The sequence below is a fragment of the Pseudomonas hormoni genome (genome assembly GCF_018502625.1).
In the GTDB taxonomy this organism is placed as follows: Bacteria; Pseudomonadota; Gammaproteobacteria; order Pseudomonadales; family Pseudomonadaceae; genus Aquipseudomonas; species Aquipseudomonas hormoni.
This window is the reverse complement of sequence record NZ_CP075566.1, coordinates 162,485-187,572: the sequence shown is the minus strand read 5'-3', so window position 1 is coordinate 187,572 and position 25,088 is coordinate 162,485. Positions and strand designations below refer to the sequence as shown.

The window sequence follows — 25,088 nt, the reverse complement described above, 5'->3', positions numbered from 1 at the left end:
CCCCTCCAACCCTGTAGGAGCCGAGCTTGCTCGCGATAGCGATCTGACATCCAACATGGGAGTTGTCTGTCAGATCGCTATCGCGAGCAAGCTCGGCTCCTACAAGGGATCGGTGTCGTCAAACCGGCTGCAATTTCTGCTCAAACACCGCCACCCCATCCAAATCCCGCAACACCACACTCATCTCCCCCGTCTGCCCCTCGATATTCACCTCACCAAAAAACTGGAACCCGGCAAACGGCGACATGTTCTGCGCTGGCGGTGCCTTCTCGAACACCACTTGCGGCCCAAAGGTTTTATCCAGCGGATTAGGCCCGAAACTCCCGGCATTCAAAGGCCCGGCAACAAACTCCCAAAACGGTTCGAAATCCTGAAATGCCGCCCGATCCGGGTGGTAATGATGCGCCGCGCAGTAATGCACATCCGCCGTCAGGAACACGAAATTGCGCACCTGTTCTGCCCGTAGAAACCCGAGCAGTTCAGCGATTTCCAGCTCACGCCCCTGCGCCGCTCCCGGATCACCATTGGCCACCGCTTCCCAGCGCGCCACGCCGGGGCTGACTTCGCCATCGGGCACGCCGAGGCCGATCGGCATGTCGGCGGCGATGACTTTCCACTGGGCGCTGGAGGCCTTCAATTCACGCTTGAGCCAGTCCAGTTGCTCACGCCCAAGAAACGGTTTGGCAGCGCCAAGGTTGTCATCATTGGCCTCACGATAACTGCGCATGTCGAGCACAAACACATCGAGCATCGGCCCGTAACCGAGCTTGCGATAAATCCGCCCGCCGCCATCGGCGCTCTGCCAACGCATCGGTGCATATTCAAGCCAGGCCTGGCGCGCGCGGCCCACGAGGCTGTGGATATCCTTGCTCTTGTAGCGCTCATCGAGTTGCTTGCCCGGCGACCAGTTGTTCACCACTTCATGGTCGTCCCATTGCCAGATCTGCGGCACCTCGGCGTTGAAGCGGCGGACGTTTTCGTCCATCAGGTTGTAGCGGTAATTGCCGCGATAGTCGTCGAGGGTTTCGGCGACTTTGCTCTTGGCTTCGCTGGTGATGTTGCGCCATACGCGGCCGCTCTCTGTGGTGAGCTGCGCAGGTATGGGACCGTCCGCGTAGATGGTGTCGCCGCTGTGGATAAAGAAGTCCGGCAGGCGCAAGCGCATCGCTTCGTAGATACGCATGCCGCCGATGTCCGGGTTGATGCCGAACCCCTGGCCGACGGTGTCGCCGCTCCAGACAAAACGGATGTCGCGCCGGGTCTGCGGCACGCTGCGCAAGTGACCGAACCAAGGCTCGCTGGTAACGCCGCTCTGGGCGTCTTCGAAATACACGCGATAGAAAATCGCCTGGTCGGCGGGCAGACCGCTGAGCTCGACCCGCGCGGTGAAATCGCTACGGGCGTCGGCGAGGGGCGAGACGAACCGGCGCGGGTTGCCGAACACACTGCGGGTGTCCCACTCCACCACCATCCGCGCCGGACGATCGCTGCGGCTCCAGACCATCGCCCGGTCACCCAGCACGTCGCCGGACTGCACACCATCGGTGAGTTGCGGCCGATCCTTGACCGAAGCAATCACTGCCGGCGCAAGACCGGGCAACAACAGCCCGGCGCCGACCGCTTGCATGACACGACGGCGACCGAGATCGAATTCGCTCATGGTGTTCTCCCTGAAAAAGGAAAACTAAAACATGGCCGTGTGACCCGGGCATGACACAAAAATCAGCAACACCACAAATCCCTGTAGGAGCCGAGCTTGCTCGCGAAGACGGTTTTACATTCACCAACGATGCCGACAGCTACACCGCTTTCGCGAGCAAGCTCTGCTCCTACAGGGTATGTGTTGTTCTCCCACACGGGTGGAAATGAGCATCGTGAGGCACACAACTTTTCAAGACGTTTCCTACAACGTATCTTGTTGCCGCGTTTCGGGATCGACTCCATAGTTCGGGCTCGCGGAGAACACCGCGAACGACCTTGGCCGGTCGGTGCAGGAACGCTACAGCGCAGCAACACCTCCTCAGGCACTTTGTGCCTGAGGTGTTGTTTTATGGCAGCTGTGCGTGGGACACCTTCGGGTGTGCCGGTTCCTGTGCCCGGTCGGCCAACCCGCGTATGGCTGCCACCCTCTTCGTTTGGCTGCGAATGGTGGTAGCTCCAATTACAGGAGTTACATCATGTTCCAAGTCATGCCGCGTTACCTCCCCATCGACACCTACGACGCCGAAACACCGGTGCTCTTCGTCAACACCCACAAAGAACTCAGCGAACTCACCGCCTGCGCCATGCACCGCTTCACCGTGGTTCGCGATCTGGCAGACACGGTCACCAGCCTGAATCTGAAAAACACTTCCGATTGTGATCTGGTGCGTATCACCCGCGCCGTGCATCTGCTCATGCGTGAGGGCTGTGCGGTGATGGATGTGGTTCAAGCGCGGGCGTTGCAGCGGGAGAATGAGTACAAAACCACGATTTAGCGGTGTGGCCACTGACGCCTTCGCGAGCAAGCCCGCTCCCACAGTGATCTCTGTCGTACACAAGATTTGTGTCCAACGCCGACCCCTGTAGGAGCGAGGCTTGCCCGCGAAGGCGGCCTGACAGTCAACATAGTCGTTGAATGTTAAGCCGCCTTCGCGGGCAAGCCTCGCTCCTACAGGATTGGTGGTGTCAGGCGCTGACGGGCTCTATTGCCAATTCGACAACCTCGGGGCGCTTGACCACCGCATACACCACAGCCGTCAGCAAACTCCCGGCCACAATCGCCAGCAAGTAAAGCAGCGCGTGGTTGATCGCATTCGGGATTGCCAACACAAACAATCCACCGTGCGGCGCCATTAGTTTGCAGCCGAAATACATCGACAACGCACCGGTCAGCGCACCGCCGGCAATGCTCGCCGGAATCACCCGCAACGGGTCCTTGGCGGCAAACGGAATCGCACCTTCGGAGATGAAGCACAACCCCAGCACCAACGCCGCTTTCCCGGCCTCGCGCTCAGCCTGGGCAAATTTGCGTCGCGCAATAAACGTCGCAATGCCCAAGCCAATCGGCGGCACCATGCCGGCCGCCATGGTCGCGGCCATTGGCGCATAACTCTGCGACGCCAGCAGCCCCACCGAAAACGCATAGGCCGCCTTGTTGATCGGCCCGCCAAGGTCGACGCACATCATCCCGCCCAACAACACACCCAGCAGAATCGCGTTGGTGGTGCCCATGCTGTCGAGGAAATGCGTGAGCCCCGCGAGCATCCCGGCCACCGGTTTGCCGACGACGTAGATCATCACCAGACCGGTGAACAAACTCGCCAGCAACGGGATGATCAGGATCGGTTTCAGCGCTTCAAGACTTTGCGGCAAACGCGCATACCGATTGATCGCCTGCGCCGCATAACCGGCGATGAAACCGGCAATGATCCCGCCGATGAAACCGGCGCCCAAGGTGCTTGCCAACAGACCACCGATCATCCCCGGCGCAAGCCCCGGGCGGTCGGCGATCGAGTAGGCGATGTAACCCGCCAGCAGCGGCACCATCAGCTTGAACGCGGTCTCGCCACCGATCTGCATCAGGGCGGCGGCGAGTGTGCCTTCCTCCTTGAACGCGGTGATGCCGAACACGAACGACAAGGCGATCATCAGACCGCCCGCCACCACCATCGGCAGCATGAACGACACGCCGGTCAGCAGGTGTTTGTAGACGCCGGTCTTCTCTTGTTTGGCCGGGCCTTTGGCGCCGGTCGCGGCGCTTTCCTGCTTGCCTTCGGCCAGCGCTTTGTTCAGCGTCGCTTCGGCTTGTTTCAACGCGATGCCCGTGCCGCAACGGTAGATTTTCTTGCCGGCAAAACGTTCGGTCGCGACTTCGATATCGCAGGCCAGCAACACCACGTCCGCGTCGGCAATTGCCGCCGCACTCAACGGATTGCGCGCGCCGACCGAACCCTGGGTTTCGATTTGCAGGTCATACCCCAAACGCTTGGCGGCTTGCTGCAAGGCTTCGGCAGCCATGAACGTGTGAGCAACGCCGGTCGGGCACGCCGTGATCGCGACCAGGCGCGGGGCGTTTTTCGCGACGACCACAGGTTCGGCGACGACCTCGGCTGCGACGTAAACCTGTGCCTCTTCAGCACCGCGTCGCAGCACCGCTTCGACATCTTGCAGGGCTTGCGCCGGGGTGCTTTGGAACACGCGCTTGCCGACGAATCGGGACATGTCCACCGGTGCGCTGGTCACCAGCAACACCCACTCGGCAGCCTCGATCGTGGCCGCCGACAACTGGCGTTCCGGGTGCGCCGCATCCACCACTTCGACGCTGGTGCTCCAGCCCTGCCGCTGCGCCGCGGCATCGAGCAAACGGGCGCACAGCACACTGGTGACCATGCCGTTCGGACAGGCCGTAACAATGGCTAACTTCATGACAAACCCTCTTATTGTTCTGTCAGGGGGCGCACGCGCACACCCTGTTCGAGCCGCGCCAACTGCGTCGCATCGCCGATCCCGAAACCGATCTGGGTCACCGCCATCGCAGCAATCGCCGTGGCGGTGCGCAGGGTCTGTTCCGGCGTGTCGGCGCTGAGCAAACCGTGAAGCATGCCGGCCAGTAACGAATCCCCTGCGCCCACCGTGCTGGCGACGCTGACCTTGGGTGGCGTGGCATGCATCGCCGCGCCGACACTGAACCAGTTCACGCCGTCGGCGCCGTGGGAAATCACCACGTGCTCGATGCCTTGCGCATGCAAGCGGCTCGCCGCTTCGGCTTGAGTCGCGACCGAAATCACCTCGCAGCCGAGCACTTCGGCCAGTTCTTCGGTGTTCGGTTTGATCAGCCACGGGCCGGACTTCAGCGCTGCCCGCAACGCTTCGCCGCTGGTGTCCAGCGCGACGTTCAAGCCAAGATTTTTCAAGCGCACAATCAGCGCCTGCAACCACTCGGGACTGATGCCTTGAGGCAGGCTGCCGGCCACAACGACCGCGTCATGCCCCGGCGCAATCTGATCCAGTCGATCCAGCAACGCCTGCTGCGCCGCCTCACTGACCATTGGCCCCGGGCCGTTGATGTCAGTGATGCGCCCGTCACTTTCCGCCAGTTTGATATTGCTGCGGGTTTCGCCGGGAACGCGGATAAACGCGTCGACAAAACCGCGCTTGGCAAACAGGGTTTCGAACGCTTGCAGATTGTCTTCGCCGAGAAAACCGCTGACGGTGAGCTGATGCCCAAGGTCCGCCAACACCTGCGCCACGTTCACGCCTTTACCGGCGGCGTGGGTGTGCATCTCGTCGCTGCGGTTGACTTGACCGGGCTCAAGGCGCGGCAACTGCACCGTCAGGTCCAGCGCCGGGTTGAGGGTCAGGGTCAGGATCTTGGCCATTACAGGGCCTCCACTAATGCGCGCACTTCATTTGCGCTGCCCACGGCCAAGGCCTGTTGGGCGAGGGTTTGAGTCTGGGCCAGGCTGAGTTCGCGAATGCGTGCCTTGACCTCGGCAATGCTGCGGCCCGACACGCTCAACTCGTCCACGCCAAGACCGACCAGCACCGGCACCGCCAGCGGATCGGCCGCCAGCTCGCCGCACACGCCGACCCATTTGCCATGGGCATGGGCCGCGCGCACGGTGATGTCGATCAGTTGCAACACGGCCGGGTGCAAGCCGTCAGCCTGGGCCGACAAGGTCGGATGACCACGGTCGATGGCGAGGGTGTATTGAGTGAGGTCGTTGGTACCGACGCTGAAGAAGTCGACCTCCTTGGCCAGCACCGGCGCCAGCAACGCAGCCGATGGCACCTCGATCATGATCCCCAGTTGCAGGTCCGCGACCGGGATTTCCAGACGCAGCCGCTCGGTCATATCCCGCGCCTGCCGCCACTCGTCAACGCTGCCGACCATCGGGAACATGATGCGCAGCGGGCGGTTATCAGCGGCCCGCAGCAGGGCGCGCAATTGCGCTTCCATGATGTGCGGACGCTGCAAGGTCAGGCGAATGCCGCGCACGCCGAGGAAGGGGTTTTCTTCCTTGGCGATCGGCCAATATGGCAGCGGTTTGTCGCCGCCGACGTCGAGGGTGCGCACCACCAGCGGCCGACCGGCGAGGCCATCGAGCACGCGGCGGTATTCGACTTCCTGAGTCGCTTCGTCAGGCGCCTGAGAGTGGGCCATGAAAATCAGTTCGGTGCGCAGCAGGCCGATGCCTTCGGCGCCATGCTCCACGGCGCTGGTGACGCCTGCGCTTTCGCCGATGTTGGCGAACACTTCGACCGCGTGGCCGTCGGTGGTCAGCGCCGGTTGATGACGTTGTTCGGCCGCCGCTTTCAAACGTTGCTCGCGGGTGTCGCGCTCTTCGGTGGCACGCTGCAAGGTCGCGGCATCGGCGTCTACATGCAGGCGACCGCGCTGGCCATCGAGCAGCAGCGGCGTACCCGGCGCCAGCAGCAACACCGCCGCACCTGCGCCGACCAATGCCGGAATGCCGAGTGCACGGGCGACGATGGCACTGTGCGCGGTAGCGCCGCCACGGGCGGTGAGAATGCCGGCGACGCGGGCCGGATCGAGACGCGCCACGTCGGAAGGCCCGACTTCATCCATCACCAGAATGTACGGCTGATCGGGTTCGCTCGGGGTTTCGACGCCGCTCAGTTGCGCCAGCACGCGACGGCCAATGTCGCGCAAGTCGGCGGCACGCTCGGCAAGCAAGGCGTCCTGCAGCGATTCCTGTTGTTTCGCCGCCGCGTCGATCACCGCCATCCATGCCGCTTCAGCGCTTTCGCCTTGCTTGAGGCGCGTCTCGACTTCATCGGTCAATTCCGGGTCGTCGAGCATTTCCTGGTGGGTGATGAAGATTTCGCGAATGGCTTTGGATTTGCTGCGTTCGATCAAGCCTTCGATGTCGCGGCGCACGTCTGCCAGCGCTTGCTTGAGACGTTCGCGCTCAAGGGCGGCGGACTCACCGCGCAACGGGTAGTCGATGGTTTGCAGCACTTGAATATGTGCCGGGCCGATGGCAATGCCCGGTGCTGCCGGGATGGCTTGAACCACACTACCGGACGCCGGCGCGAGCAACACTTCGGCCACATCCGCGACGACTTCGCGCTGTTGGCTCACGGCCGGCAGCGGTTCGACTTCTTCACCGAGGCCTTCTTCGATGGCCGCCAACAACGCCGGCAACGCATCGGCGGCAATGCTTGGCTCGGCGACAAATTCGAGCACCTGACCGCGACGGGCACCGAGGCTGAGCAGCTTGCTCAAGCTCTTCACCGACACCGCGCTGTCCTGCCCGTCGACAATGCGTACGCGAATCTCGCCTTCAAAACTCTTCGCCAGTTGCGCGAGGATTTTTGCCGGACGCGCGTGCAAGCCGTGGGCGTTGGCCAGCGCAATGCGCGCGCTCGGCCAGTCTGCCGGCAGTTCACCGCCGAGCACTTCGAGCACTTTGCGGCTGCTGGTGGCGCGGCCCAATTCATGGCCGCGACCTTCGATCAGCAGCGCGCAAAGGCGTTCGAGCAAGGCCTGATGCGCCTCGCCGAGGCTGGCCAGACAGAACAGGCCGCTGAGCGGCTGACCGAGATAACGCATCGGTTTATCCGGGGTGACGAAGGCCAGGCCCGGACGCTTGACCGTTTGTTCGCTGTGCAACCACCACAAGCCATCGCCCAGTGGCAGCGCTTCGACCTGTTGCAACACCGCGGAGAAACCATTGCTCACACAATCTGCCTGACGCAGCAAACGGGCACCGCGCCAGACCAGTTCTTCGAAGTCATCAGCCGACACACCCAGGCCGATCATCTGTGCATCCAGCGCCAGTTCCTGCGGCGCGCCTTGCAGCAGTTTCAACAAGGCTTCGGCGGAACCGGCGCGCCGCAGGGCCTGGCCCAGATCGGTCTCGCCGAGGGCGCGGGTCAGCAGTTGCAGGAGTCGCAGGTGTTCGTCGGATTTGGCCGCAATACCAATCGCCAGGTAGACGATCTGACCATCGCCCCAATCCACGCCCTCGGGAAACTGCATCAGCCGCACGCCGGTGGAAAACACCTGATCGCGGGTTTCCGGCGTACCGTGGGGGATGGCAATACCTTGACCGAGAAAGGTCGAGCCCTGGGCTTCGCGTGCTTGCAAACCGGCGAGATAACCCTCGGCGACCAGGCCGTCGGCGACCAGATGTTGTGCCAGCAAATGCAACGCTGCGGACTTGTCCACGGCCGACTGGCCCATGGAAATCTGCTCTTTCGTGAGCTCGAGCATGCTTTCTCCTTTTTGGCACCTTAAGGTGCCAGGTATTGTTTTGAATGAGTCAGCTTAGGCGCTTAACCATCACTTTTGGCGGTTTCACGGCAGAACCGGCCAAATGCACCTGAAACGTAGAAAATACGCCTGCTGAAACGTTTAATCTAGAATGATTGGCACGTTACTCGATAATGTCCCATCCTTGAAGTCCAACTTGTCGGATTGGCTGCGACAATAGTTGCCTGCCTGAATCGGGTAGGATTGGCGAAAATGTCGGCCGACAAACAAGGAAAACCCGAGTTGAAACTCAGTGATATCGCCCAGCTGGCCGGTGTGTCTGTGACCACCGCCAGTTATGTCATCAATGGCAAGGCCGAACAGCAACGCATCAGCAGTGCCACCGTCGAGCGCGTGCGCGCGGTCGTCGAGCAACATGGCTTCACGCCCAACCCCCAGGCGGCCGGGCTGCGCAGTCGGCACACCCGCACTTTGGGCTTCATTTTGCCGGACCTGGAAAACCCCAGTTACGCACGAATCGCCAAACTGCTGGAGCAAGGTGCCCGGGCCCGTGGTTATCAGTTGCTGATCGCCAGCTCCGACGACGCGCCGGACAGCGAACGGCAATTGCTGCAACTGTTCCGCGCCCGTCGTTGCGACGCGTTGATCGTCGCCAGTTGCCTGCCGAGCGGTGATGACAGCTACCGTCAGTTGCAAGCCAAGGGTATCCCGATCATCGCCATCGACCGGGTCATGGAGCCTGAGCATTTCTGCTCGGTGATCAGCGATGATCGCGAAGCCAGCCTGCAACTGACGCGCAGCCTGCTCGACCCGCTGCCCAAGCAGATCGCCCTGATCGGCGCACGCCCTGAACTGAGCATCAGCCAGGAGCGGGCGGCCGGGTTCAAGGAAGCACTGGCCGGGTTCAAAGGCGAAATCCTGATCGAACACGGCGAATCGTTCAGTCGCGAGTGCGGCAGGCAGTTGATGGAAGACCTGCTCCAGCGCCTGGGTCATTTGCCGGATGCATTGGTAACCACGTCCTACGTGTTGCTTCAGGGCGTGTTCGACGCCTTGCACGACTTCCCGATGAAAACCCGCCCGCTGCGCCTCGGTACATTCGGTGATACGCAGTTGCTGGACTTCCTGCCACTGCCCGTCAACGCCATGGCCCAGCAACACCAGTTGATCGCCGACAAAGCGCTGCAACTGGCCCTCGCCGCCATCGAGCAGTCCGATTACCAGCCCGGCGTGCAAGCCATCGCGCGGACCTTCAAGCAGCGTATTCGCCAGGATTGAACCGTGGAGCTGATCGACAGCCACACCCATCTGGATTTTCCGGACTTCGACGAGGATCGTCAGGCGCTGCTCGCCCAGAGCCGCGCCCTCGGCGTGCGGCGGATGGTGGTGCTGGGCGTTTATCAGGCCAATTGGCAGCGAGTCTGGGATTTGGTCCTGAGCGATCCCGATCTGCACGCGGCGTTCGGTTTGCACCCGGTGTATCTGGATGAGCATCGGCCTGAGGATCTGAAGGCTCTCGGTGACTGGTTGACCCGGTTAGCGGGCCATCAACAGTTGTGTGCCGTGGGCGAGATCGGCCTGGATTACTTCATCGAAACCCTCGATCGTGAGCGCCAGCAGACGCTGTTCGACGCGCAACTGCAACTGGCAGCGGACTTCAATCTGCCGGCGCTGATTCATGTGCGACGCAGCCATGCGGCGGTGATTGCCACGCTCAAGCGCTTCAAGTTGAAACGCGCGGGCATCATTCACGCCTTCGCCGGCAGCAAGGAAGAGGCCCGCGAGTACATCAGGCTCGGTTTCAAACTGGGTCTTGGCGGCGCGGCGACCTGGCCGCAGGCGTTGCGCATGCACCGTGTGCTGGCCGAGTTGCCGCTGGAATCGGTGGTGCTGGAAACCGACTCACCGGACATGGCGCCCGCCATGTTTCCCGGTCAACGCAACAGCCCGGCGCATCTGCCGGCGATTTGCGAGGCGCTGGCGGGGATCATGGCGGTCAGTCCTGGGCAACTGGCCACCGCGAGCACGACCAATGCCTGTGAGCTGTTCAACTGGTAGTCAGTCGGCGTGAGCCTTCGCGGTATCGAGAATCAGCATGATGTGTTGCCGATGCCTCGCGTACTGAATAACGCCGCAGTAGATCAGAATCGCAACCAGCGAGAAATTCAGCTGTTCGACGACGCTGAGCAAACCGACCCATTCCATCACTAACGCCACCAGCAGCGCGGTGCAAACCGTTACCAACATACTGGCTCGCAACATCGCGAGTGAGTCGAGGGACTTGATGCGCCTGATCTGTTTCGGGTCGCTCAGTTGTAAGGCTTTGTGGCAGTGGGAACAGGGGAATGCTTCGTTGATTGCGATGGCGTTGAGTTGCCAGGGTTCGAGTAGCCGAATGCTCCCGCAATGGGCACAGTGCCCCTGGATTCCAGTTGTAGCGAAGGACATAACCAAGCCTCCTCAGGGTAGGTCAGGGTTGTGGATCATCCTTCATTGAAGACCAAATGCCAGAGCCTGGGGGAAAACCGGATTTTGCCGACGCGGGGAGGTAATAAATACTACAGGTAGTGCCCGAAAAACTGTGGGAGCGAGCCTGCTCGCGATTGCGGTGTAACAGTCACCAAGTGTGCTGACTGATAGGCTGCTATCGCGAGCAGGCTCGCTCCCACATGGGTTTTCAGGCGTTCTCTAGACCCGAAACGCGCTGATCAGCTGTTTCAACTCCACCACCTGAGCCGACAACGCCCGACTGGCGTTCTCCGTCTGGTGCGCGCCTTCGGCGGTGCGCTCGCCGGCACGGTTGATCTCGACGATGTTCTGGTCGATGTCGTGCGCCACGGCGGTCTGTTGTTCTACGGCGGCGGCGATCTGCTGGTTCTGGTCGACGATCATTCCCACCGCCCCAAGGATATTTTCCAACGCTTGCTGGACCTTTTCCGACTGTCCGACCGTGCCATTGGCCATTTGATGGCTGGTGCCCATGGCTTTCACCGCTGCACCGACACCGCTGTGCAGTTTGGTGATCATCTGCTCGATTTCTTCAGTGGATTGCTGGGTGCGTTTGGCCAAAGTCCGGACCTCGTCCGCCACCACCGCGAAACCTCGGCCTTGCTCGCCCGCTCTCGCCGCCTCGATGGCCGCGTTGAGCGCCAGCAGGTTGGTCTGTTCGGCGATGCTTTTAATCACCTCCAGCACGCGGCTGATGGATTGGCTGTCGCTGGCCAGTTGATTGATTACCAGCACCGATTGATCGATCTCACTGGCCAGTGCGGCAATGCTGCCCTGTTGCGACTCCACCAGACCGCGACCGCTGATGGTCTCGTCGTTGACACTGTGGGCACTGTTGACCGCCGCCGCAGCGCTGCGGGCCACCTCCAGTGACGTGGCCGACATCTGGTTCATGGCCGTGGCAACCTGTTCGATCTGCGTGCGCTGCCCCGCGACGGCCTGGTTACTCTGGGCCGACACATTCTCGACCTGTCCGGCCTGACGCTCGACTTCACCGACGGTGTGGCCGACACGCTCGATCAGGTCATGTATTTTCTTCACGGTGCCGTTGAACACCTCGCCCAACTCACCCAGCTCATCACGGCTGTTGGCGTTGAAGGTCACGGTCATGTCGCCGGCTGCCACCTTGTCCATCATCGCGCCAAGACGCTTGAGGGTGGTGCGGGTCGAGGCGTAGAAACCGCCATAGAGGTAAAAGATCAACACAAATACCACCGACAGCGCGACGGCCTGCAGGACCATGTGCGTACGGTTCTGAGCCAGTCGCTGCTGCAACTGGGTGTCGAGGAATTTCAGGGTGGCTTCGTTGAGTTGGTAAGTCTGGTCCATCAGGCCGGTGACCTGATCGTAGAAGTCCTGCCACGGCGCATCAAGGGTGTCAGCCATCACCACTTGTTCTTCGAACAGTTCGCTGGCTTTTTTCAGCGTCGCCTTACTGCTCTCGGCCTGGGAGGCCAGGGTTTCACGCGCCGCTTTGCTTGAGCCCAGCGCGTCCTGCAACTTTAGGCCGTACTCGGCCTGCAGCTTTTCGATCTGCGCCAGCAACTCATCGAAACGGGTGCTCGACGACGAATTGAGGAACCCTTGCCCCAGCGAGTAGGAGCCCATCGCGCGGCCATCGCCCAATGTCTGGGTAACGGGCGGCGTGACGTTGGTAATGAGTTCAGTGAGCTGACGCATGTCGCTCTGGCTGTCACGGCTCAAACCGGCCTGACTGGCGATGATCTGGCTGAAAATCTGGGCATTGCCGAGCAACTTGCCGATCAGCGCACTTTTGCTTTGCAGGGAGTTTTCCGTTTGCTGGGCCTTGAACGCAGTGATCATTTCATCGCGCTTGCCATCGAAAACCGTGATTTGCTCCGGATCGGTGGTCATCGCCGTCAGCCCTTGCAGGCGGGCCAGAACGCCTTGTTCCAGGGCACTGATCTTGGTCTCGACATTGCCTGCCTTACCGGATTGGCCAAGGGTGACGTTGATCTGCACCAGGTTGTTCAGGGTTTCCAGGTCGCGTCGCAAGGTCAGGCTGCTGCCCAGCAGGTCGAGGCTCTGCAGTTCGACCTGAGTGCCCTGGAATTCACGATAGGAATCGCGCACCAGGTAAAAGTTGGTCACCAGCATCGGCACCAGGAACAGAACGCTGATCAGGCTGAACTTCATGCCGAAGCTCAGGCGATTCATTAGCGCGACGGCGGGATAGAGCAAGCTCTTCACTGGAAGTCTCCCTTTGCATTCTTATTTTTATTGGCAGGCACAGACAGGCAGCAGATAGCCACTATTCAGTGCCATCTCTGTATAGCTTAAATCGGCTGGGGGGTTTGTAACTTAAGGTTAACGGGGGCGCTGCTCTTCAGGCAGAGGGTGTCCTTTCAGACAAGTGATATACCTTGTGGCGAGGGAGCTTGCTCCCGTTCGGCTGCGTAGCAGTCGCAAACCGGGCAACCCGTTCTGTCTGAACGCGTGCCGGGGGTGCTTCGCACCCCAGCGGGAGCAAGCTCCCTCGCCACAATGAGTTCACCTCAGATATGCGTCGGGTTATGGCAATACCGTCCACAGCGCAAAACCGGCGTACCAGAGCACCGCCGCCCGCAGCAGCAATTCCCAGATCCGGTCGAGACTGTTGATGCCGTCCGGCCCGACCACCGGTGCAGGAATTTCACCGGCCACCAGCCCTACCTTCTCGATCAACTGGGCGGCGCTGATGTTCCAGTTCAGCAGTTCATGCAGCATCACCCGGCTGACCGCAACAAAGTTGCCGACCAACGCGAAGCTGGCCGCCAGCAGACGCACCGGCACCCAATCGAACGCGTGGCGCAATTGTGCGGCGCGCTCGACGACCGCCAGGTTTTGCCCATGTTCTTCGGCAAGTGCCAGCAGTCGATAGCTCAACGCCGCCACCGGGCCCAACAGGAAGTACCAGAAAATCACCGCAAAAAAGCTCTGGTAGGCCTCCCAGAGCAGATGCCCTTGAACCCGTTCCAGCAGTTGTTCGCCGCTGTCAGCGCAAATATCCAGGTCGCGCTTTGCCACGTGAGCGGCGGCTTGCAGGTCTTCCCGGCGCCAGGCATCGCGAAACGGCCCGAGACCGGCCAGTAGATCGCCACGGCCCAGGCTGTAGATGACCACCAGCAAATGCACCGGCAACGCCATCAGTCCGTAAGCCACCGGTTCCAGAACCACCAGCAGTAAGCCCAGCAGCGCCACCGGCAGCAACACCAGAATAACCAATATCAACCACGGACGGTTGGCCAGACGCGGGCTGACTTCAAGCTTGTGCAGCTCGCGTACCCAGCCGCCGTCACGTTGAATCCGATGACGCAGCGCCGAAAATTTCTCGATCCACACCGCCAACAGCAACACCAGAAAACTCATTCTTGTTCCTCTTTAGCCAGGGCCGCGCGATAACGAGCCCAATCGAACGCCGGCCCCGGATCGGTCTTGCGCCCCGGCGCGATGTCGCTATGTCCGCAGATGCGCTGTGCGGTGATGCCCGTAAAGGTGCTTTGCAGCTGCAAGGTCAGGGCCGTCAACGCATCATATTGAGCGTCGGTGAACGGCAGATCATCCGTGCCTTCGAGCTCGATGCCCACGGAAAAATCGTTACAGGTTTCCCGACCGTCGAAACACGACACGCCGGCATGCCAGGCGCGTTCTAGGCACGAGACAAACTGAGTGACAGTGCCGTCACGCTCAATCAGAAAGTGCGCGGACACCCGCAGGTCGGCGATCCCTTCAAAGTAGGGATGCTCTGTGACATCCAGCCGGTTCTGGAAAAATTCCTGCACCTTGCCGGTGGCGAACTGCGCCGGCGGCAGACTGATGTTGTGGATCACCAGCAGGGAAATTTCGCCCGTGGGGCGCGCATTGAAGTTGGGCGAAGGGCAGACATTCACGCCCTGACACCAACCGCTCGCGGGGTCCAACTGCATACAGGTTCCTTCAACGTCGACTGTGTTGGCGCCCAGTATGCCGCGATAGCCCCTCGGCGCGCGATCACTTGCCGCGATTGAGACGCCGCAGGTTGCCGATTACCGACTCCAGCGCCCGGTCGAAGAGCAGGGTGTCGTCCAGGGTCCGCACCGCGCCACTGCGAAAATCCAGGGCCAGGCCGGTACGGCTGCGCTCCAGTACTTTCATCCCGGTACGGTCGACGAAAATGTAGTTGCCCGTGGCCTCGATGATCGCAGCCAGCTTGCAGCGCAGGTTGTGATCCTCGTCCTCCTGAAACTCGACCCAGCAGCCCACGTGCAGTTGATCGACCTGAATCAGCCCCGCATCATCCGTCGGCAAGCGTACCGATGTCGGCGCCACCACCCCTTCGTCAGCAGTGCGCAGAACGATTTCTTCCTGCACTTGCACCATCACCGGCGCCTCGGTCTCGCGGGGGGTTGCAGGTGTCTGATCCGGGCGTTCGAACAGCTGGACGTGCAGGCTTTCCAGCTCACTGAAAAACTCCCCGGTGGCGAACGGATCGAACGCCGCGCTGCTCAACCCGTCACGCAAGGACTTGAGCAACCCCGGCACCAACGCCAACAGGCGCAGGCTCGCGTCAGGTTCGTCATGACGCAGCACGCTCCAGACCAGTTGTTCCATGGTTTGCACATCGGCGTGCCATTCGGCCGACTGATCGCCGTGCTTGAGGCAGGTCAGCAGCAGCACCTGGCTCCAGGCCTCCTGGACAAATGCCACCACCCGCTGCGGCAGAACCTTGCCCAACAGCACCTGGTTCAGCGCCTGTTCGACGCGCTGACGGGCCATTTCGGTTTTTGCGCGGCCCTCTTCAGCGTCGCGGGTGCGTTGTTCCAGCAGCTCGCTGCGACGACGCTCGTCGCAGGTAAACGCGAGAAAATCCGCCAACAGCTCGGAAAAAATGGCTGGATCGTCGACAAAATCGTTCAACAATCGCTGAACGACTTGCTCGATACGCACGTACAGACTGTCGCGCTGATGGTCATCGCATTCACCCCAACCCATGGCGGCAGCGGCGATTTCGTTGAGCAGACGGCGGGCCGGATGACTGCTGCGACTGAAGAAACTCTTGTCGAGCACGGCCACCTTGAGCATCGGGATCTGCAAGCGGCCAATCAGCGCCTTGAGAGAATCCGGCAGGTTGCGGTCATCGAGGATGCATTCGAACAACATGGCGATCAGGTTGATCACGTCTTCATCGGCCACACCAACGACGCGCGACTTGCCGCTTTTGACGCTGACCCGGGTCAGCAATTGTTCAAGCTGGTTGCGCAGGTCGAAATCGTCCTGGGCCGCTGGCGCTGGCACGTATTGCTGCAAATGCGAGAGCAGGCGCAGCAGGTCGCGGGTGGAAATCGGCTGCGCCGTGGCGCTGACTTCCAGCGTCGGCGCGACACTGCCGCGTACGTGGAACAGCAACTCCTGCAGCGCCGCGAAAACCTCTTGCACGCCGTCGTCGATCTGCGTGCTACCGGCGTGGATACCGGCTTCGGCGGGCTCGGCACGGACACTGGCCTCCGCCCGATCAGTCGCACGCCGCGTCGGCGCGGGTTTGAGGTCAGGCAATATGCCGGTGGCGATCAGTAGTTGATTGGCTTCGATATAGAGCTGGTCGGTGTCGCTGAGCACATAGCGCTCGAAGAGCTTCAGGATGATCAGCTTGACCTTGATCTCCACTCCCAGATTACGCCCGGCCTGCATGAAATAATCACACAGCATCGCCGGCCCCAGCGGGTTGTGCTTAGCCACCAGCTTCTTGCCCAGCAACATGCTGAGCCGAGCGGTCAGTTGATCGAGACCAAAACCGTCACGGCTCAACACCTTGTTGACCATGGCCTCCACCGCCACGCTGCGTTCCAGGTCATCGCCGGACTGAGCAGCCGAGGTGTCGAAGGCCAGTGTCCGGGGCAAGGCAGACTTGGTAGTGTCGTTACGGGTGAGCCCGACAAACGCCTCGAGGAATTGTTCGAGAAAAACCCGCTCGATACTTTTGCGCTTGAGGCGCAAGTCGCGCATGGCTTCGAAAAAGAGGTTCTGCTCGATATCGTTTCGGGCGCGGTCAGCCATTTCGAACAGCGTGTCGTCGGCGTTATCGAACAGCTCCTGCAAACCATGCCTGAGCTGTAGCGCGGCCTTGTCGCGAACCTGAAGCAGAATCACAGGCACACGGGCGAGCGGCGAAGGTGTCGCCTGATCGGTAGCCGCCTTGTGCAAAGGCACTACATTCCCGTCGTTGTGCATCCTGGCCTCCTGAAACGGTGATGCGTCGGTAGATCGGTGCGCCGGCCTCACAACCGCGCTCAACGGTGGACACTGCCCATCCGCTGTCATTCAATAATCCGGGACACAAAGTACGTCAATGCTATGACGTCAAATGAAAGGCGCATTATCTTGTAAAAGATGTCCCGTGTGCCAGCGGACTCTGTGCTTCTCATAGAAATAGACGTTTCGGATTGACCGCCGCTTAACGCCAATTGCTCGGGCAAATCGACCAAATGCAGGTTTCAGAGCGACCGGAAGGTCTCTCACGCCTTGGGTTGCTCCGTGCCATGGCCCTATAATCGGGCCACTTTGTTTGTGGAGTCCGTTATGCCGAATCTACGTCTCGCCGATTTGACCGCCGAAATCGAAGCCAACGTGCGCCGTGCGTTGCTCGAAGACATCGGCAGCGGCGACATCACCGCGCAGTTGATCCCGGCCGAACGCCTGGCCAAAGCCACCATCATCACCCGCGACGCCGCTGTCATCGCCGGCACCGCGTGGGTGGATGCGGTGTTCCGGCAACTGGACCCGCGCGTGGCGGTGCATTGGCAAGTGCGCGATGGTGAGCGGGTGAAGCCCAATCAGGCCTTGTTCCACCTCGAAGGCCCTGCGCGGTCACTGCTGACAGGTGAACGCAGCGCACTGAACTTCCTGCAAATGCTGTCCGGCGTGGCCACTCGCGCTCAATACCTGGCGGACTTCGTTGCGCAAACCCAGGTGAAGTTGCTCGACACCCGCAAAACCCTGCCGGGCCTGCGCCTGGCGCAAAAGTACGCGGTGACCTGCGGCGGCTGCCACAACCATCGCATCGGCCTGTACGACGCCTTCCTGATCAAGGAAAACCACATTGCCGCCAGCGGCGGCATCCCCGAGGCGATCAACGCCGCGCACAAGATCGCCCCGGGCAAACCGGTGGAGATTGAAGTGGAAAGCCTGGAAGAGCTGAAGGAAGCGCTGGCGGCGGGTGCCGACATCATCATGCTCGACGAGTTGAGCCTGGATGATATGCGCGAAGCCGTGCGCCTGAATGGCGGCAAGGCAAAACTGGAAGCCAGCGGCGGCATCAACGAAAGCACGTTGCTGCCGATTGCGGAAACCGGGGTGGATTACATTTCGATCGGGGCGATGACCAAGGACGTGAAGGCTGTCGACCTGTCGATGCGCCTGAGCCTCTGATACGACGTAAAACCGTAGGAGCCGGCTTGCTGGCGATCCAGGCGACGCGGTGTACCTGTTACGCCGCCTTCGCCAGCAAGCTGGCTCCTACACGGGTCAAACCACCAGATTGTTCATCTCGCAGTACTCTTCCCACTCGACGCCCAATACCTCGGCCGCCTCCTTGTGCAGCACCAGCCGCGCCGCTTCGAATTCTTCCGGGCTCGACGTGTACTTGAGCGTCAACTCCCACGGCTGCAAGCCCTGAGACTCGGCCTCATCCTCGAACGCCCACTGGATCTGGTCTTTCTGATCGTCGGCGGGCAGGTCCTTGATCTCTTCCGCCAGCTGGGGCGATTCGAGCAAGTACTTCTTCAGGGCTTCTTCGTGCCTGGCTTCCTGGGTCAATTCTTTAACAGTCATGTCGTTCTCACTGATCGGGGGAATGGAAGATGGATCTGGATCATCAAGGATCTCTCTGACGCAAAAAACCGTGTGAAGCCCGGTTTGTCTGGCCTTCAGAACCATTCGTGGATCATTTGAAAACTGCAGGGTGGTGCTCGTGCAATGTCCGAATATAGGACGTTTGGAAGACGATTTATATGGACTTTTACATCAATTCCACAAAAAAAATGTTGATCGGCGTTTCTGAAAATATTCCCTCGCACCTCAGGAACAACCTTCAAAAGGCAAAGTCATAGCGATGTGCCATCTAGGCACTTCACAAGGAATTCAGGTGATGCGCATTTTCAAGAAGCTTCCGTCTACCCTGTTGGCAACCGGCATGGCCGCCCTTTTTCTTGGCAACATGGCATTGGCCACTACGGCCCAAGCCAGCCTGGAGTTCACCTCGGACAACCCTGCTTCCTCCGACAAATTCCTCGTCATCCACAACCTGTATGGCAAGGACGTCATGGTCAGGAGCAATTTCAGTGTTCTCAGCGCGGAAACACTGGAGAGCTCCGCTAAAACCAATACGAATGACATCAAGGAACTGAAGAAAGACCTTGAAGCACAGGCGCGACTTATTGAAGAACTCAAGCGCAACAACGGAACGACCTCCACGTCGAGTGCCAGTGAGATAGCCAACCTGAAACGGACCACCACCGAACAGGAGAAGGACCTGAAAGAACTCACCAAGCAATTGGAAGAGCTCAAACGCAACAGTGGTTCGAGCTCCAGTTCCAGCTCCAGCGAAGTCGCCAACCTCAAGCGCAGCGTCAGTGAACAGGAAACCGGCCTGAAGAACATGGCCAAGGCCGTGGACGAACTCAAACGCAGCAGCAGTTCGAATTCCGGTTCAAGCGCCAGTTCCAGCGAAGTGAGCGATCTCAAGCGTACTGTCAGCGAACAGGAAAACGGCCTGAAGAACATGGCCAAGGCCGTGGACGATCTCAAACGCAGCAGCAGCTCGAGCTCGGGTTCAAGCGCCAGTTCCAGCGAAGTGAGCGACCTCAAGCGTACCGTCGCCGAACAGGAAAACGGCCTTAAAAAGCTCGCCAGTCAAATGGACGATCTCAAGCGCAGCAGTGGCTCGAATTCCAGCTCAAGCTCCAGCTCCAGCTCCAGCGAAGTCAGCGACCTCAAGCGCACCGTCAGCGCACAGGACAGCGACTTGAAAAGGCTCGCCAGCCAGGTGGAAGACTTGAAGCGCAGCGCCGGGTCGAACTCCAATGCGAGCGCCAGCGACCTGTCCAGCCTGAAGCGGGACGTCAGCAGTCAGGACAGCCAACTGGATCAACTGAAACGCGCCGTGGATGATCTGCGAAGCAAGGTGAAATAACAGGGGATGGTGCCCGAGACAGGAATCGAACCTGCGACCTTCTACACGTAAGCCAGCTCAAAATAGCTCAAAACATAAGGTTTAAAAGATATGCCGGGAAATTTCTTCCGGCAGCCGAGGCTCCGAGCATCTTGGATGGTGAACAACACGCAGCAGGAATGTTTCACAAAAGCACGCGTACAAAAATTCGTTCTCATCTCCGAGACGAATGCTGCTGAGTAGCTGAGCGTATTCCTTATCTGCTGAGCGCTTATTTTTTTTCCGTACCACGGAAGTGCCGGAGGCGGCCTTCGAATTGAGCTGTCACATTCTCTACAGAGGGAGGACGTCTATCATTGCTGGTCTTCTCGCAGTGTGCAGATGATCCAAGCAGGATATTTACTGTCGGCAGAGATCGCGGAAAGTACTCAATGTCATAGAACGTAAGACCGACATAAAACGAGCGAGGGGTTGCAGTCATATCACCACTCCATATCCGGCAGCACTCATCGCCGGAGCATTTCCCCGGCAATTTCAAAACATTCCATCCGCTGCAAAGTGAGTCTTTGAGTAACCGAGGCTTTCTCCCCGAATGCAATGCGCACACCCACTCAGCTAGTCACTCAGGGGCAGATGTGACTGAACGAAGCTCTTCCCCCAGCTTCATTACAAATTCCTCAGTCTCACAGGATTTGTCATAGATCATGTAGGTCAGGTTGACCAAAACCCTAGGATGCACCCCCAGCACCGAGGCCAACTGGTTGATTTTCTCAAGTGTTGGAGACTGCTTCCCACGCTCTAGATTGCTCAAATACGTACGACCGCTGATATCTGAAAAATCTTCCTGACTCAGCTTCTTATGCAAACGTATCTGCCGCAACGCCTGCCCGAACGCTTGGTTGAACTCCATTTTTGTGCCACCCAAAAGGTAGCATCAAGCCTCGCAGTCTATTATAGTGCTACACACTATAATGTGCATATAGAGATAAGGTGAAATTATATGTTCATCGTTCCCGAGCAAAATGAAGACGGGCATGCCCATCCTGGCTGGGTATGCAAGCGCGTGTTTATGGCTCCTGAGCTTGATTTCCTATTGTTGGCATTGGTCGCAACGAAAGGTGACGATGATCAGGATACTGAATGCATCTGGGGGTTTCGGCGGGCGGATGACCTAGACGCATTGATCACTGGAATTCTTCAGGGCGATGGCAATACGACAGTCAAATCAATCAGCATTGTTATACCCCCTGAGAGAAAAAGCTCGCTCGATATGAGGACGGAGACAGTCACCAGAATCCTTGAGCGGACGTTCATCAAAAGCTATAGAGCGCCCGACAAGCAATACATTTTCTATACTGACACAGGCTCAACTTATCATTCAGATAGTAACGTCTATTCCGGGTTGGATTTTGGGCGTGACATCTATGTATCAAAAAAACACAAATTTTATTGAGCTAGATTTGTGTTCGATGTCTTTGGCAGACACTCCCTGAGCGCTCTATGACTTGGATTATGTTCTTTCGCCACCTGAAAAATAGCGCGTTAACACTTTTGCGAATTTTATTTGAAGATAAAGAGATGCGAGGAGATAGGTTCGATGATTTGAAGTGTTCCAAATCAGGTGCGCTATCAGTAGATATCAAGGACATTCAAGCAAGTGAATCGTATAAGAAAGCTCGTATGCAATCTGACCGGGTCTTAGGGATAATACCGAAGACAGAACACAATCGAAAAAGTATTTCCGGTGCCAAAATCGACTCAATCGGTCGAATTTCCCTTCCTAATAATGTACGCAACAAAATAGCGGCCGGATCCGAGATTGAATTTTCTGAGTTACCTAATGGGAGAATATTGATTCTTCTGACACCTCACACAATTATTACCGAGCGAGATTCTCCCAAGAGCTGAGGCTTAGCCCTGGGACAATTCCGCGTAGCGGGTTTCGCTCAACAGAGCCGCTACGCGGAAGAGGCCAGTGAGTTGCCCCATACACATGGAGACGGGATCCGAAAAATACATTCAAGGATGGATTGGGTGATCGAATAATAGTGGCGGATTGCAGACACCTACATCAAAGACAGCCCCCTCAAAAGCCACTGTTTACCGAGGACAGGGTCCGCCCCGTAACGATGAATTCCCCACAACAAACCGCGAGCGTCTTGAAGCATCTTCAACAGTGCTTTATGCGTTGGTACATGAGCCATTGAACGCCCAGACCGTTAACCTCGCAAAACTCACCTACATCGGCTTGATCGAAACCACTTCCACAAATCGAAATTTTTTCCTAGCCGCCCTAGTAGCTTCTTGCTCAGCTAGGAGAGTACTCAACGTATCGGCCTCATGAACCAGCTCCTCCGTCTTGCCTTCAAATTCATTACCCACCCGCAGCGTGACCCTCAGCCTGGGCGTGAATGATTTCGCGACCTTCTTTTTCTCTGTCACGCTCGCCGGCTGCTTAATCACGATTTCCGAAAGAGGTTTTTGTACTTGAGGTGGAGTGTCCTGTGCAGCACCCTCGCCACGACCGAATAGCGCGAGGCGCATCTCTTCTTCAGTTAATTCTGGACTCATGCCAATTCTCAGAGGGATATTGAATAACCAGTTTGATTCTATCAGCATGACGAATTTCTCCGGTAGTGAGCCCCCTCTGCTCAGCTTCAATCCAATGGCCACCACGGGTAGAGGATTCAGGTTCGCTGTATATCGATGACCAACTGAGGCCGAACCACTTTTGACTCGACAGGCAGCAATAGGGGTCAAAAGTGATCGCTGAGGATTGCGTTCGGTTTGTAGCAGCGCTCTCGTTCCATCCAACCTCGGCTCACGCTACATAATCGCGCACGTAGCTCTGGACAAATCCCTAAGGATGCATCTCTAAAAAGTGTCATCCTTCCAAGCTCCCAAAATACGTTGAACCCAATGATGACCATCGCACAGATAAAACAAGCCGCAAACGCCTGCCAAGAAGCCTACCTCGACGAAGAAATTAAAACTGAGCTGGAGGTTGGCTATTCTGCTTTTTTTGACATGAAGGGATCCTCCATAGCATATGAAGATGTTGAGGTAGCAAACATAAAAACTGTTACCCATCGGAATGGCTTTGGCGAAACAGGCTTAACATGGCGGAAAGCTGTAGAAAAGCTACACGGCGCAAATTGGGATAGCCGAGTGCTCGGTTACTTCCAAAGGTCTTTGCGAGACGTGAACTTTCCAGCCCCTGGGAGCCTCGAACCTCTGAAGCTGGCGCGATACGGCAGTATCTATCACGTTGAGTGCGGCGTGCATCGGACAATCGCTGGAAAGGCCTGGTTGGCACACACTTATGGAATTAAGGCTAGGTTCTCCGACTGTTATGTTAGGCAGATAGTTTTAAACGAAAAAATCAGAGCTTTTCTGGAAAAACATAAGCAAGCAGGTCTGAAATTGTTCAAGACAAACCTCTACTCAGAACATAATGTTTGGATTGAAGATGAGGTGCCGCATCACTTGGTGAAAGTTGATGGCAGGTTATTCGGCTGGTATTTGCTTTCTGGAGATATTTGTAACGTCACTAGCTTCTGGCGTATCAGCCCGGTGAACTGGTGGCGTATTCTGCGGGGCACTCTACTATCCATTTCTAAACCCAGCTTCCCCATCGATGCCGAGATGATCAAGGCACTACTCAAATAATGCACGCTACGGATTTTTATCAATTCAAGCTAATTCACAATTTTTGCTTGGTCATAAGGGCCGTAAGCCTCGCGGTAACGTACACGCAGGGTCGGTTGCTACCCACACGACAGGCAGTAATCCGCCAGTAGTGGCCATTGGAATGCACGGCTAAAAACAGCTCGGAGTCGTTATCGCTGATGCAAGCTCACTGCCTTGTCTTCACTGTGACGAACATTTTGATGCGGTCGTGAATCTCTTGGAGTGCATGCCGGAAAGGCTCATGTTTCTCACTGGTGGTCGGGTCTTCAAAACTCCACACGATCACCTCATCGGAAGACGGCATCCGTGAAGCTTCTTCGGAGGATTTATCACACAGTGTGATCACGTAGTGAAACTGTTGCCCTTCAAACTCATTAATCGATTTGCTACGTAGACCGTTTGTTTCTATGCCTATGTGTTCGAGAGACTCCAGGGTTCGAGGATCAATCTCGCCGGGTTCGAGGCCAGCGCTGAAAGCTTCGAAGTTTGATGAGTCAGTGTGGCGAAGCAGCGATTCGGCCAGCAAGGAACGGACATCATTTTTGGCGCAGACAAACAGCACCCGGAATTTGTCAGCCATTTCTTTCCCCCCGCTCGGACAGTGATCTGAAAAAACGACAAAGCTCAGTTAAGCAGCGTTTTTGACCGCCTGGCCTCAAGTCGATGGAATGCACTGTTTCGAATTCTTTCAGTGCCCGTACCGATTCAGTCTGTCTCCTCCAGTACGTGCAAGAGATCAACAAACTGGCCTGTCAGCTTGTGATGCCGGTCGAGATAAATCAAAGGTTGGCAGCGCTCATGAGATTCACGCATCTTCACCGAGCTGCCGAGATACACAGGAAGAATCGGCAGCCCTTCCGCGATGAGTTCCTCGACCAGATTGCGGTGAAAGCCAGTGGTGCTGACGTAGTGATTGATGACAATTCCTTCAACGACCAGGGATTCATTATGGTCAGCCTGAAGTTCTGCCACCTGTGCCAGCACCTGGTACAACGCCTGACGAGCGAAGGTATCGCAATCAAATGGAATCAAAACCGCATCCGCTGCGATGAGTGCACTGAACGTATAGAAGTTCATCGCTGGAGGCGTATCGATGTAAACCCGGTCGTAATCCTGGGAAATATCGTCCAGCAGCCGGCGCAGCTTGTTTATCTTGAACTTGGCTTCCAGCTTGGGCTGCAAATCCGCAAGTTCGCCGCTGGCAGTGATGAGGTGAAGATTGTCGTAGGGTGTCTCAACGATATGAGCGCGGCTTTTTTTGGCTGCCGGCCCAGAAGACAGCGTTTGCTTGAAAAAATCCGCAATGCCCACCGGGATATCATCCCCAGTCAGGCCGGTGAGGTAATACGTCGAGTTGGCCTGGGCATCCAGGTCGACAACGAGTGTCCGGTAACCTTCCATTGCGCTTGCAGCAGCTAGGTTGCAAACAATACTCGACTTGCCTACCCCACCTTTTTGATTGAAAACAACACGACGCATCAACAGCATTCCTGCGGCAAAAGATTCCAGTCTATCGATTTCCCG

The 25,088-nt window shown here is 58.1% G+C and carries 22 protein-coding genes; 8 read left to right on the top strand and 14 right to left on the bottom strand.

Features of this window, described 5'->3' with window-relative positions:
* Positions 1 to 118: 118 nt before the first annotated feature.
* Complete coding sequence (locus tag KJF94_RS00805) at positions 119 to 1,660, bottom strand: alkaline phosphatase D family protein (RefSeq protein WP_214380646.1); 1,542 nt, start codon at positions 1,658 to 1,660, stop codon at positions 119 to 121.
* 517 nt (positions 1,661 to 2,177) lie between these two features.
* On the opposite strand from KJF94_RS00805, the gene KJF94_RS00800 reads away from it, so the two are divergent.
* Entirely contained in the window at positions 2,178 to 2,477 is a 300-nt protein-coding gene (locus tag KJF94_RS00800; RefSeq protein WP_214380645.1) for a hypothetical protein, read from the top strand.
* A gap of 190 nt (positions 2,478 to 2,667) precedes the next feature.
* Here the strand turns inward: KJF94_RS00800 and KJF94_RS00795 are convergent, their stop codons facing one another.
* From KJF94_RS00795 to ptsP, 3 genes are read right to left on the bottom strand one after another with little or no spacing between them, the layout of a single operon-like run.
* A complete protein-coding gene (locus KJF94_RS00795; protein WP_214380644.1) occupies positions 2,668 to 4,407 on the bottom strand; it encodes a PTS fructose-like transporter subunit IIB in 1,740 nt (579 codons plus the stop codon).
* A gap of 11 nt (positions 4,408 to 4,418) precedes the next feature.
* Positions 4,419 to 5,360: a 1-phosphofructokinase gene (pfkB, locus tag KJF94_RS00790; protein WP_214380643.1), complete on the bottom strand. Its 942-nt coding sequence runs from the start codon at positions 5,358 to 5,360 to the stop codon at positions 4,419 to 4,421.
* Positions 5,360 to 8,221, bottom strand: a complete 2,862-nt coding sequence (ptsP, locus tag KJF94_RS00785; RefSeq protein ID WP_214380642.1) for a phosphoenolpyruvate--protein phosphotransferase — start codon at positions 8,219 to 8,221, stop codon at positions 5,360 to 5,362. Before ptsP ends, pfkB begins: the two co-directional genes overlap by 1 nt.
* A gap of 282 nt (positions 8,222 to 8,503) precedes the next feature.
* Between ptsP and cra the strand changes: the two genes are divergently transcribed.
* Positions 8,504 to 9,499, top strand: a complete 996-nt coding sequence (gene cra, locus KJF94_RS00780; protein ID WP_214384682.1) for a catabolite repressor/activator — start codon at positions 8,504 to 8,506, stop codon at positions 9,497 to 9,499.
* Between the two features lie 3 nt (positions 9,500 to 9,502).
* Positions 9,503 to 10,279, top strand: a complete 777-nt coding sequence (locus tag KJF94_RS00775; protein WP_214380641.1) for a TatD family hydrolase — start codon at positions 9,503 to 9,505, stop codon at positions 10,277 to 10,279.
* Here the strand turns inward: KJF94_RS00775 and KJF94_RS00770 are convergent, their stop codons facing one another.
* From KJF94_RS00770 to KJF94_RS00750, 5 genes are all read right to left on the bottom strand, one after another.
* A complete protein-coding gene (locus tag KJF94_RS00770) occupies positions 10,280 to 10,669 on the bottom strand; it encodes a hypothetical protein (RefSeq protein ID WP_214380640.1) in 390 nt (129 codons plus the stop codon).
* A 240-nt stretch (positions 10,670 to 10,909) separates the two neighbouring features.
* On the bottom strand, positions 10,910 to 12,940 hold the full coding sequence (locus KJF94_RS00765; RefSeq protein WP_214380639.1) for a methyl-accepting chemotaxis protein: 2,031 nt from the start codon (positions 12,938 to 12,940) through the stop codon (positions 10,910 to 10,912).
* Positions 12,941 to 13,261: 321 nt separating this feature from the next.
* Positions 13,262 to 14,098 carry a regulatory signaling modulator protein AmpE gene (ampE, locus tag KJF94_RS00760; RefSeq protein WP_214380638.1) on the bottom strand — a complete coding sequence of 279 codons (837 nt, stop codon included), beginning with the start codon at positions 14,096 to 14,098 and terminating at the stop codon, positions 13,262 to 13,264.
* Entirely contained in the window at positions 14,095 to 14,655 is a 561-nt protein-coding gene (gene ampD / locus KJF94_RS00755; protein WP_214380637.1) for a 1,6-anhydro-N-acetylmuramyl-L-alanine amidase AmpD, read from the bottom strand. Before ampD ends, ampE begins: the two co-directional genes overlap by 4 nt.
* Before the next feature lie 64 nt (positions 14,656 to 14,719).
* Positions 14,720 to 16,936, bottom strand: a complete 2,217-nt coding sequence (locus KJF94_RS00750) for a DUF1631 domain-containing protein (protein ID WP_214380636.1) — start codon at positions 16,934 to 16,936, stop codon at positions 14,720 to 14,722.
* A 348-nt stretch (positions 16,937 to 17,284) separates the two neighbouring features.
* On the opposite strand from KJF94_RS00750, the gene nadC reads away from it, so the two are divergent.
* Positions 17,285 to 18,133, top strand: coding sequence for a carboxylating nicotinate-nucleotide diphosphorylase (gene nadC, locus KJF94_RS00745; RefSeq protein WP_214380635.1), 849 nt, complete (start codon positions 17,285 to 17,287; stop codon positions 18,131 to 18,133).
* A gap of 96 nt (positions 18,134 to 18,229) precedes the next feature.
* Here nadC and KJF94_RS00740 read toward each other — a convergent pair whose 3' ends face one another.
* Positions 18,230 to 18,535: a DUF6388 family protein gene (locus KJF94_RS00740; protein WP_128871926.1), complete on the bottom strand. Its 306-nt coding sequence runs from the start codon at positions 18,533 to 18,535 to the stop codon at positions 18,230 to 18,232.
* A 316-nt stretch (positions 18,536 to 18,851) separates the two neighbouring features.
* Between KJF94_RS00740 and KJF94_RS00735 the strand changes: the two genes are divergently transcribed.
* Positions 18,852 to 19,895 carry a coiled-coil domain-containing protein gene (locus tag KJF94_RS00735; protein WP_214380634.1) on the top strand — a complete coding sequence of 348 codons (1,044 nt, stop codon included), beginning with the start codon at positions 18,852 to 18,854 and terminating at the stop codon, positions 19,893 to 19,895.
* A gap of 598 nt (positions 19,896 to 20,493) precedes the next feature.
* Here KJF94_RS00735 and KJF94_RS00730 read toward each other — a convergent pair.
* On the bottom strand, positions 20,494 to 20,784 hold the full coding sequence (locus tag KJF94_RS00730) for a helix-turn-helix domain-containing protein (RefSeq protein ID WP_214380633.1): 291 nt from the start codon (positions 20,782 to 20,784) through the stop codon (positions 20,494 to 20,496).
* Positions 20,785 to 20,874: 90 nt separating this feature from the next.
* On the opposite strand from KJF94_RS00730, the gene KJF94_RS00725 reads away from it, so the two are divergent.
* Together KJF94_RS00725 and KJF94_RS00720 are read left to right on the top strand one after the other, a co-directional pair.
* A complete protein-coding gene (locus tag KJF94_RS00725; RefSeq protein WP_214380632.1) occupies positions 20,875 to 21,327 on the top strand; it encodes a hypothetical protein in 453 nt (150 codons plus the stop codon).
* A 47-nt stretch (positions 21,328 to 21,374) separates the two neighbouring features.
* Entirely contained in the window at positions 21,375 to 21,782 is a 408-nt protein-coding gene (locus KJF94_RS00720) for a hypothetical protein (protein WP_214380631.1), read from the top strand.
* 330 nt (positions 21,783 to 22,112) lie between these two features.
* On the opposite strand, the gene KJF94_RS00715 is transcribed toward KJF94_RS00720, so the two are convergent.
* Positions 22,113 to 22,493 (bottom strand): hypothetical protein, encoded by a 381-nt coding sequence (locus tag KJF94_RS00715; protein ID WP_375379870.1) that lies wholly within the window; start codon positions 22,491 to 22,493, stop codon positions 22,113 to 22,115.
* A gap of 300 nt (positions 22,494 to 22,793) precedes the next feature.
* Here KJF94_RS00715 and KJF94_RS00710 point away from each other — a divergent pair, with 300 nt between their 5' ends.
* The gene (locus KJF94_RS00710) at positions 22,794 to 23,543 is read left to right on the top strand and encodes a hypothetical protein (RefSeq protein ID WP_214380630.1); all 750 of its coding nucleotides are present in this window, start codon (positions 22,794 to 22,796) and stop codon (positions 23,541 to 23,543) included.
* A gap of 187 nt (positions 23,544 to 23,730) precedes the next feature.
* Here KJF94_RS00710 and KJF94_RS00705 read toward each other — a convergent pair whose 3' ends face one another.
* The gene (locus KJF94_RS00705; RefSeq protein ID WP_214380629.1) at positions 23,731 to 24,144 is read right to left on the bottom strand and encodes an arsenate reductase ArsC; all 414 of its coding nucleotides are present in this window, start codon (positions 24,142 to 24,144) and stop codon (positions 23,731 to 23,733) included.
* A 125-nt stretch (positions 24,145 to 24,269) separates the two neighbouring features.
* Complete coding sequence (locus KJF94_RS00700) at positions 24,270 to 25,043, bottom strand: ParA family protein (RefSeq protein WP_214380628.1); 774 nt, start codon at positions 25,041 to 25,043, stop codon at positions 24,270 to 24,272.
* Between the last annotated feature and the right edge of the window lie 45 nt (positions 25,044 to 25,088).

What these genes read in the sequence shown, in the direction of transcription:
- KJF94_RS00735 (WP_214380634.1), top strand. Translation starts at nt 18,852, where the DNA reads ATGCGCATTTTCAAGAAGCTTCCGTCTACCCTGTTGGCAACCGGCATG.
- KJF94_RS00800 (WP_214380645.1), top strand. Translation starts at nt 2,178, where the DNA reads ATGTTCCAAGTCATGCCGCGTTACCTCCCCATCGACACCTACGACGCC.
- nadC (WP_214380635.1), top strand. Translation starts at nt 17,285, where the DNA reads ATGCCGAATCTACGTCTCGCCGATTTGACCGCCGAAATCGAAGCCAAC.
- KJF94_RS00740 (WP_128871926.1), bottom strand. Translation starts at nt 18,535, where the DNA reads ATGACTGTTAAAGAATTGACCCAGGAAGCCAGGCACGAAGAAGCCCTG.
- KJF94_RS00710 (WP_214380630.1), top strand. Translation starts at nt 22,794, where the DNA reads ATGATGACCATCGCACAGATAAAACAAGCCGCAAACGCCTGCCAAGAA.
- KJF94_RS00770 (WP_214380640.1), bottom strand. Translation starts at nt 10,669, where the DNA reads ATGTCCTTCGCTACAACTGGAATCCAGGGGCACTGTGCCCATTGCGGG.
- KJF94_RS00805 (WP_214380646.1), bottom strand. Translation starts at nt 1,660, where the DNA reads ATGAGCGAATTCGATCTCGGTCGCCGTCGTGTCATGCAAGCGGTCGGC.
- KJF94_RS00750 (WP_214380636.1), bottom strand. Translation starts at nt 16,936, where the DNA reads ATGCACAACGACGGGAATGTAGTGCCTTTGCACAAGGCGGCTACCGAT.
- ampD (WP_214380637.1), bottom strand. Translation starts at nt 14,655, where the DNA reads ATGCAGTTGGACCCCGCGAGCGGTTGGTGTCAGGGCGTGAATGTCTGC.
- ampE (WP_214380638.1), bottom strand. Translation starts at nt 14,098, where the DNA reads ATGAGTTTTCTGGTGTTGCTGTTGGCGGTGTGGATCGAGAAATTTTCG.
- ptsP (WP_214380642.1), bottom strand. Translation starts at nt 8,221, where the DNA reads ATGCTCGAGCTCACGAAAGAGCAGATTTCCATGGGCCAGTCGGCCGTG.
- KJF94_RS00730 (WP_214380633.1), bottom strand. Translation starts at nt 20,784, where the DNA reads ATGGAGTTCAACCAAGCGTTCGGGCAGGCGTTGCGGCAGATACGTTTG.
- KJF94_RS00795 (WP_214380644.1), bottom strand. Translation starts at nt 4,407, where the DNA reads ATGAAGTTAGCCATTGTTACGGCCTGTCCGAACGGCATGGTCACCAGT.
- KJF94_RS00705 (WP_214380629.1), bottom strand. Translation starts at nt 24,144, where the DNA reads ATGGCTGACAAATTCCGGGTGCTGTTTGTCTGCGCCAAAAATGATGTC.
- pfkB (WP_214380643.1), bottom strand. Translation starts at nt 5,360, where the DNA reads ATGGCCAAGATCCTGACCCTGACCCTCAACCCGGCGCTGGACCTGACG.
- KJF94_RS00725 (WP_214380632.1), top strand. Translation starts at nt 20,875, where the DNA reads ATGTTCATCGTTCCCGAGCAAAATGAAGACGGGCATGCCCATCCTGGC.
- KJF94_RS00700 (WP_214380628.1), bottom strand. Translation starts at nt 25,043, where the DNA reads ATGCGTCGTGTTGTTTTCAATCAAAAAGGTGGGGTAGGCAAGTCGAGT.
- KJF94_RS00715 (WP_375379870.1), bottom strand. Translation starts at nt 22,493, where the DNA reads ATGCTGATAGAATCAAACTGGTTATTCAATATCCCTCTGAGAATTGGC.
- KJF94_RS00720 (WP_214380631.1), top strand. Translation starts at nt 21,375, where the DNA reads ATGACTTGGATTATGTTCTTTCGCCACCTGAAAAATAGCGCGTTAACA.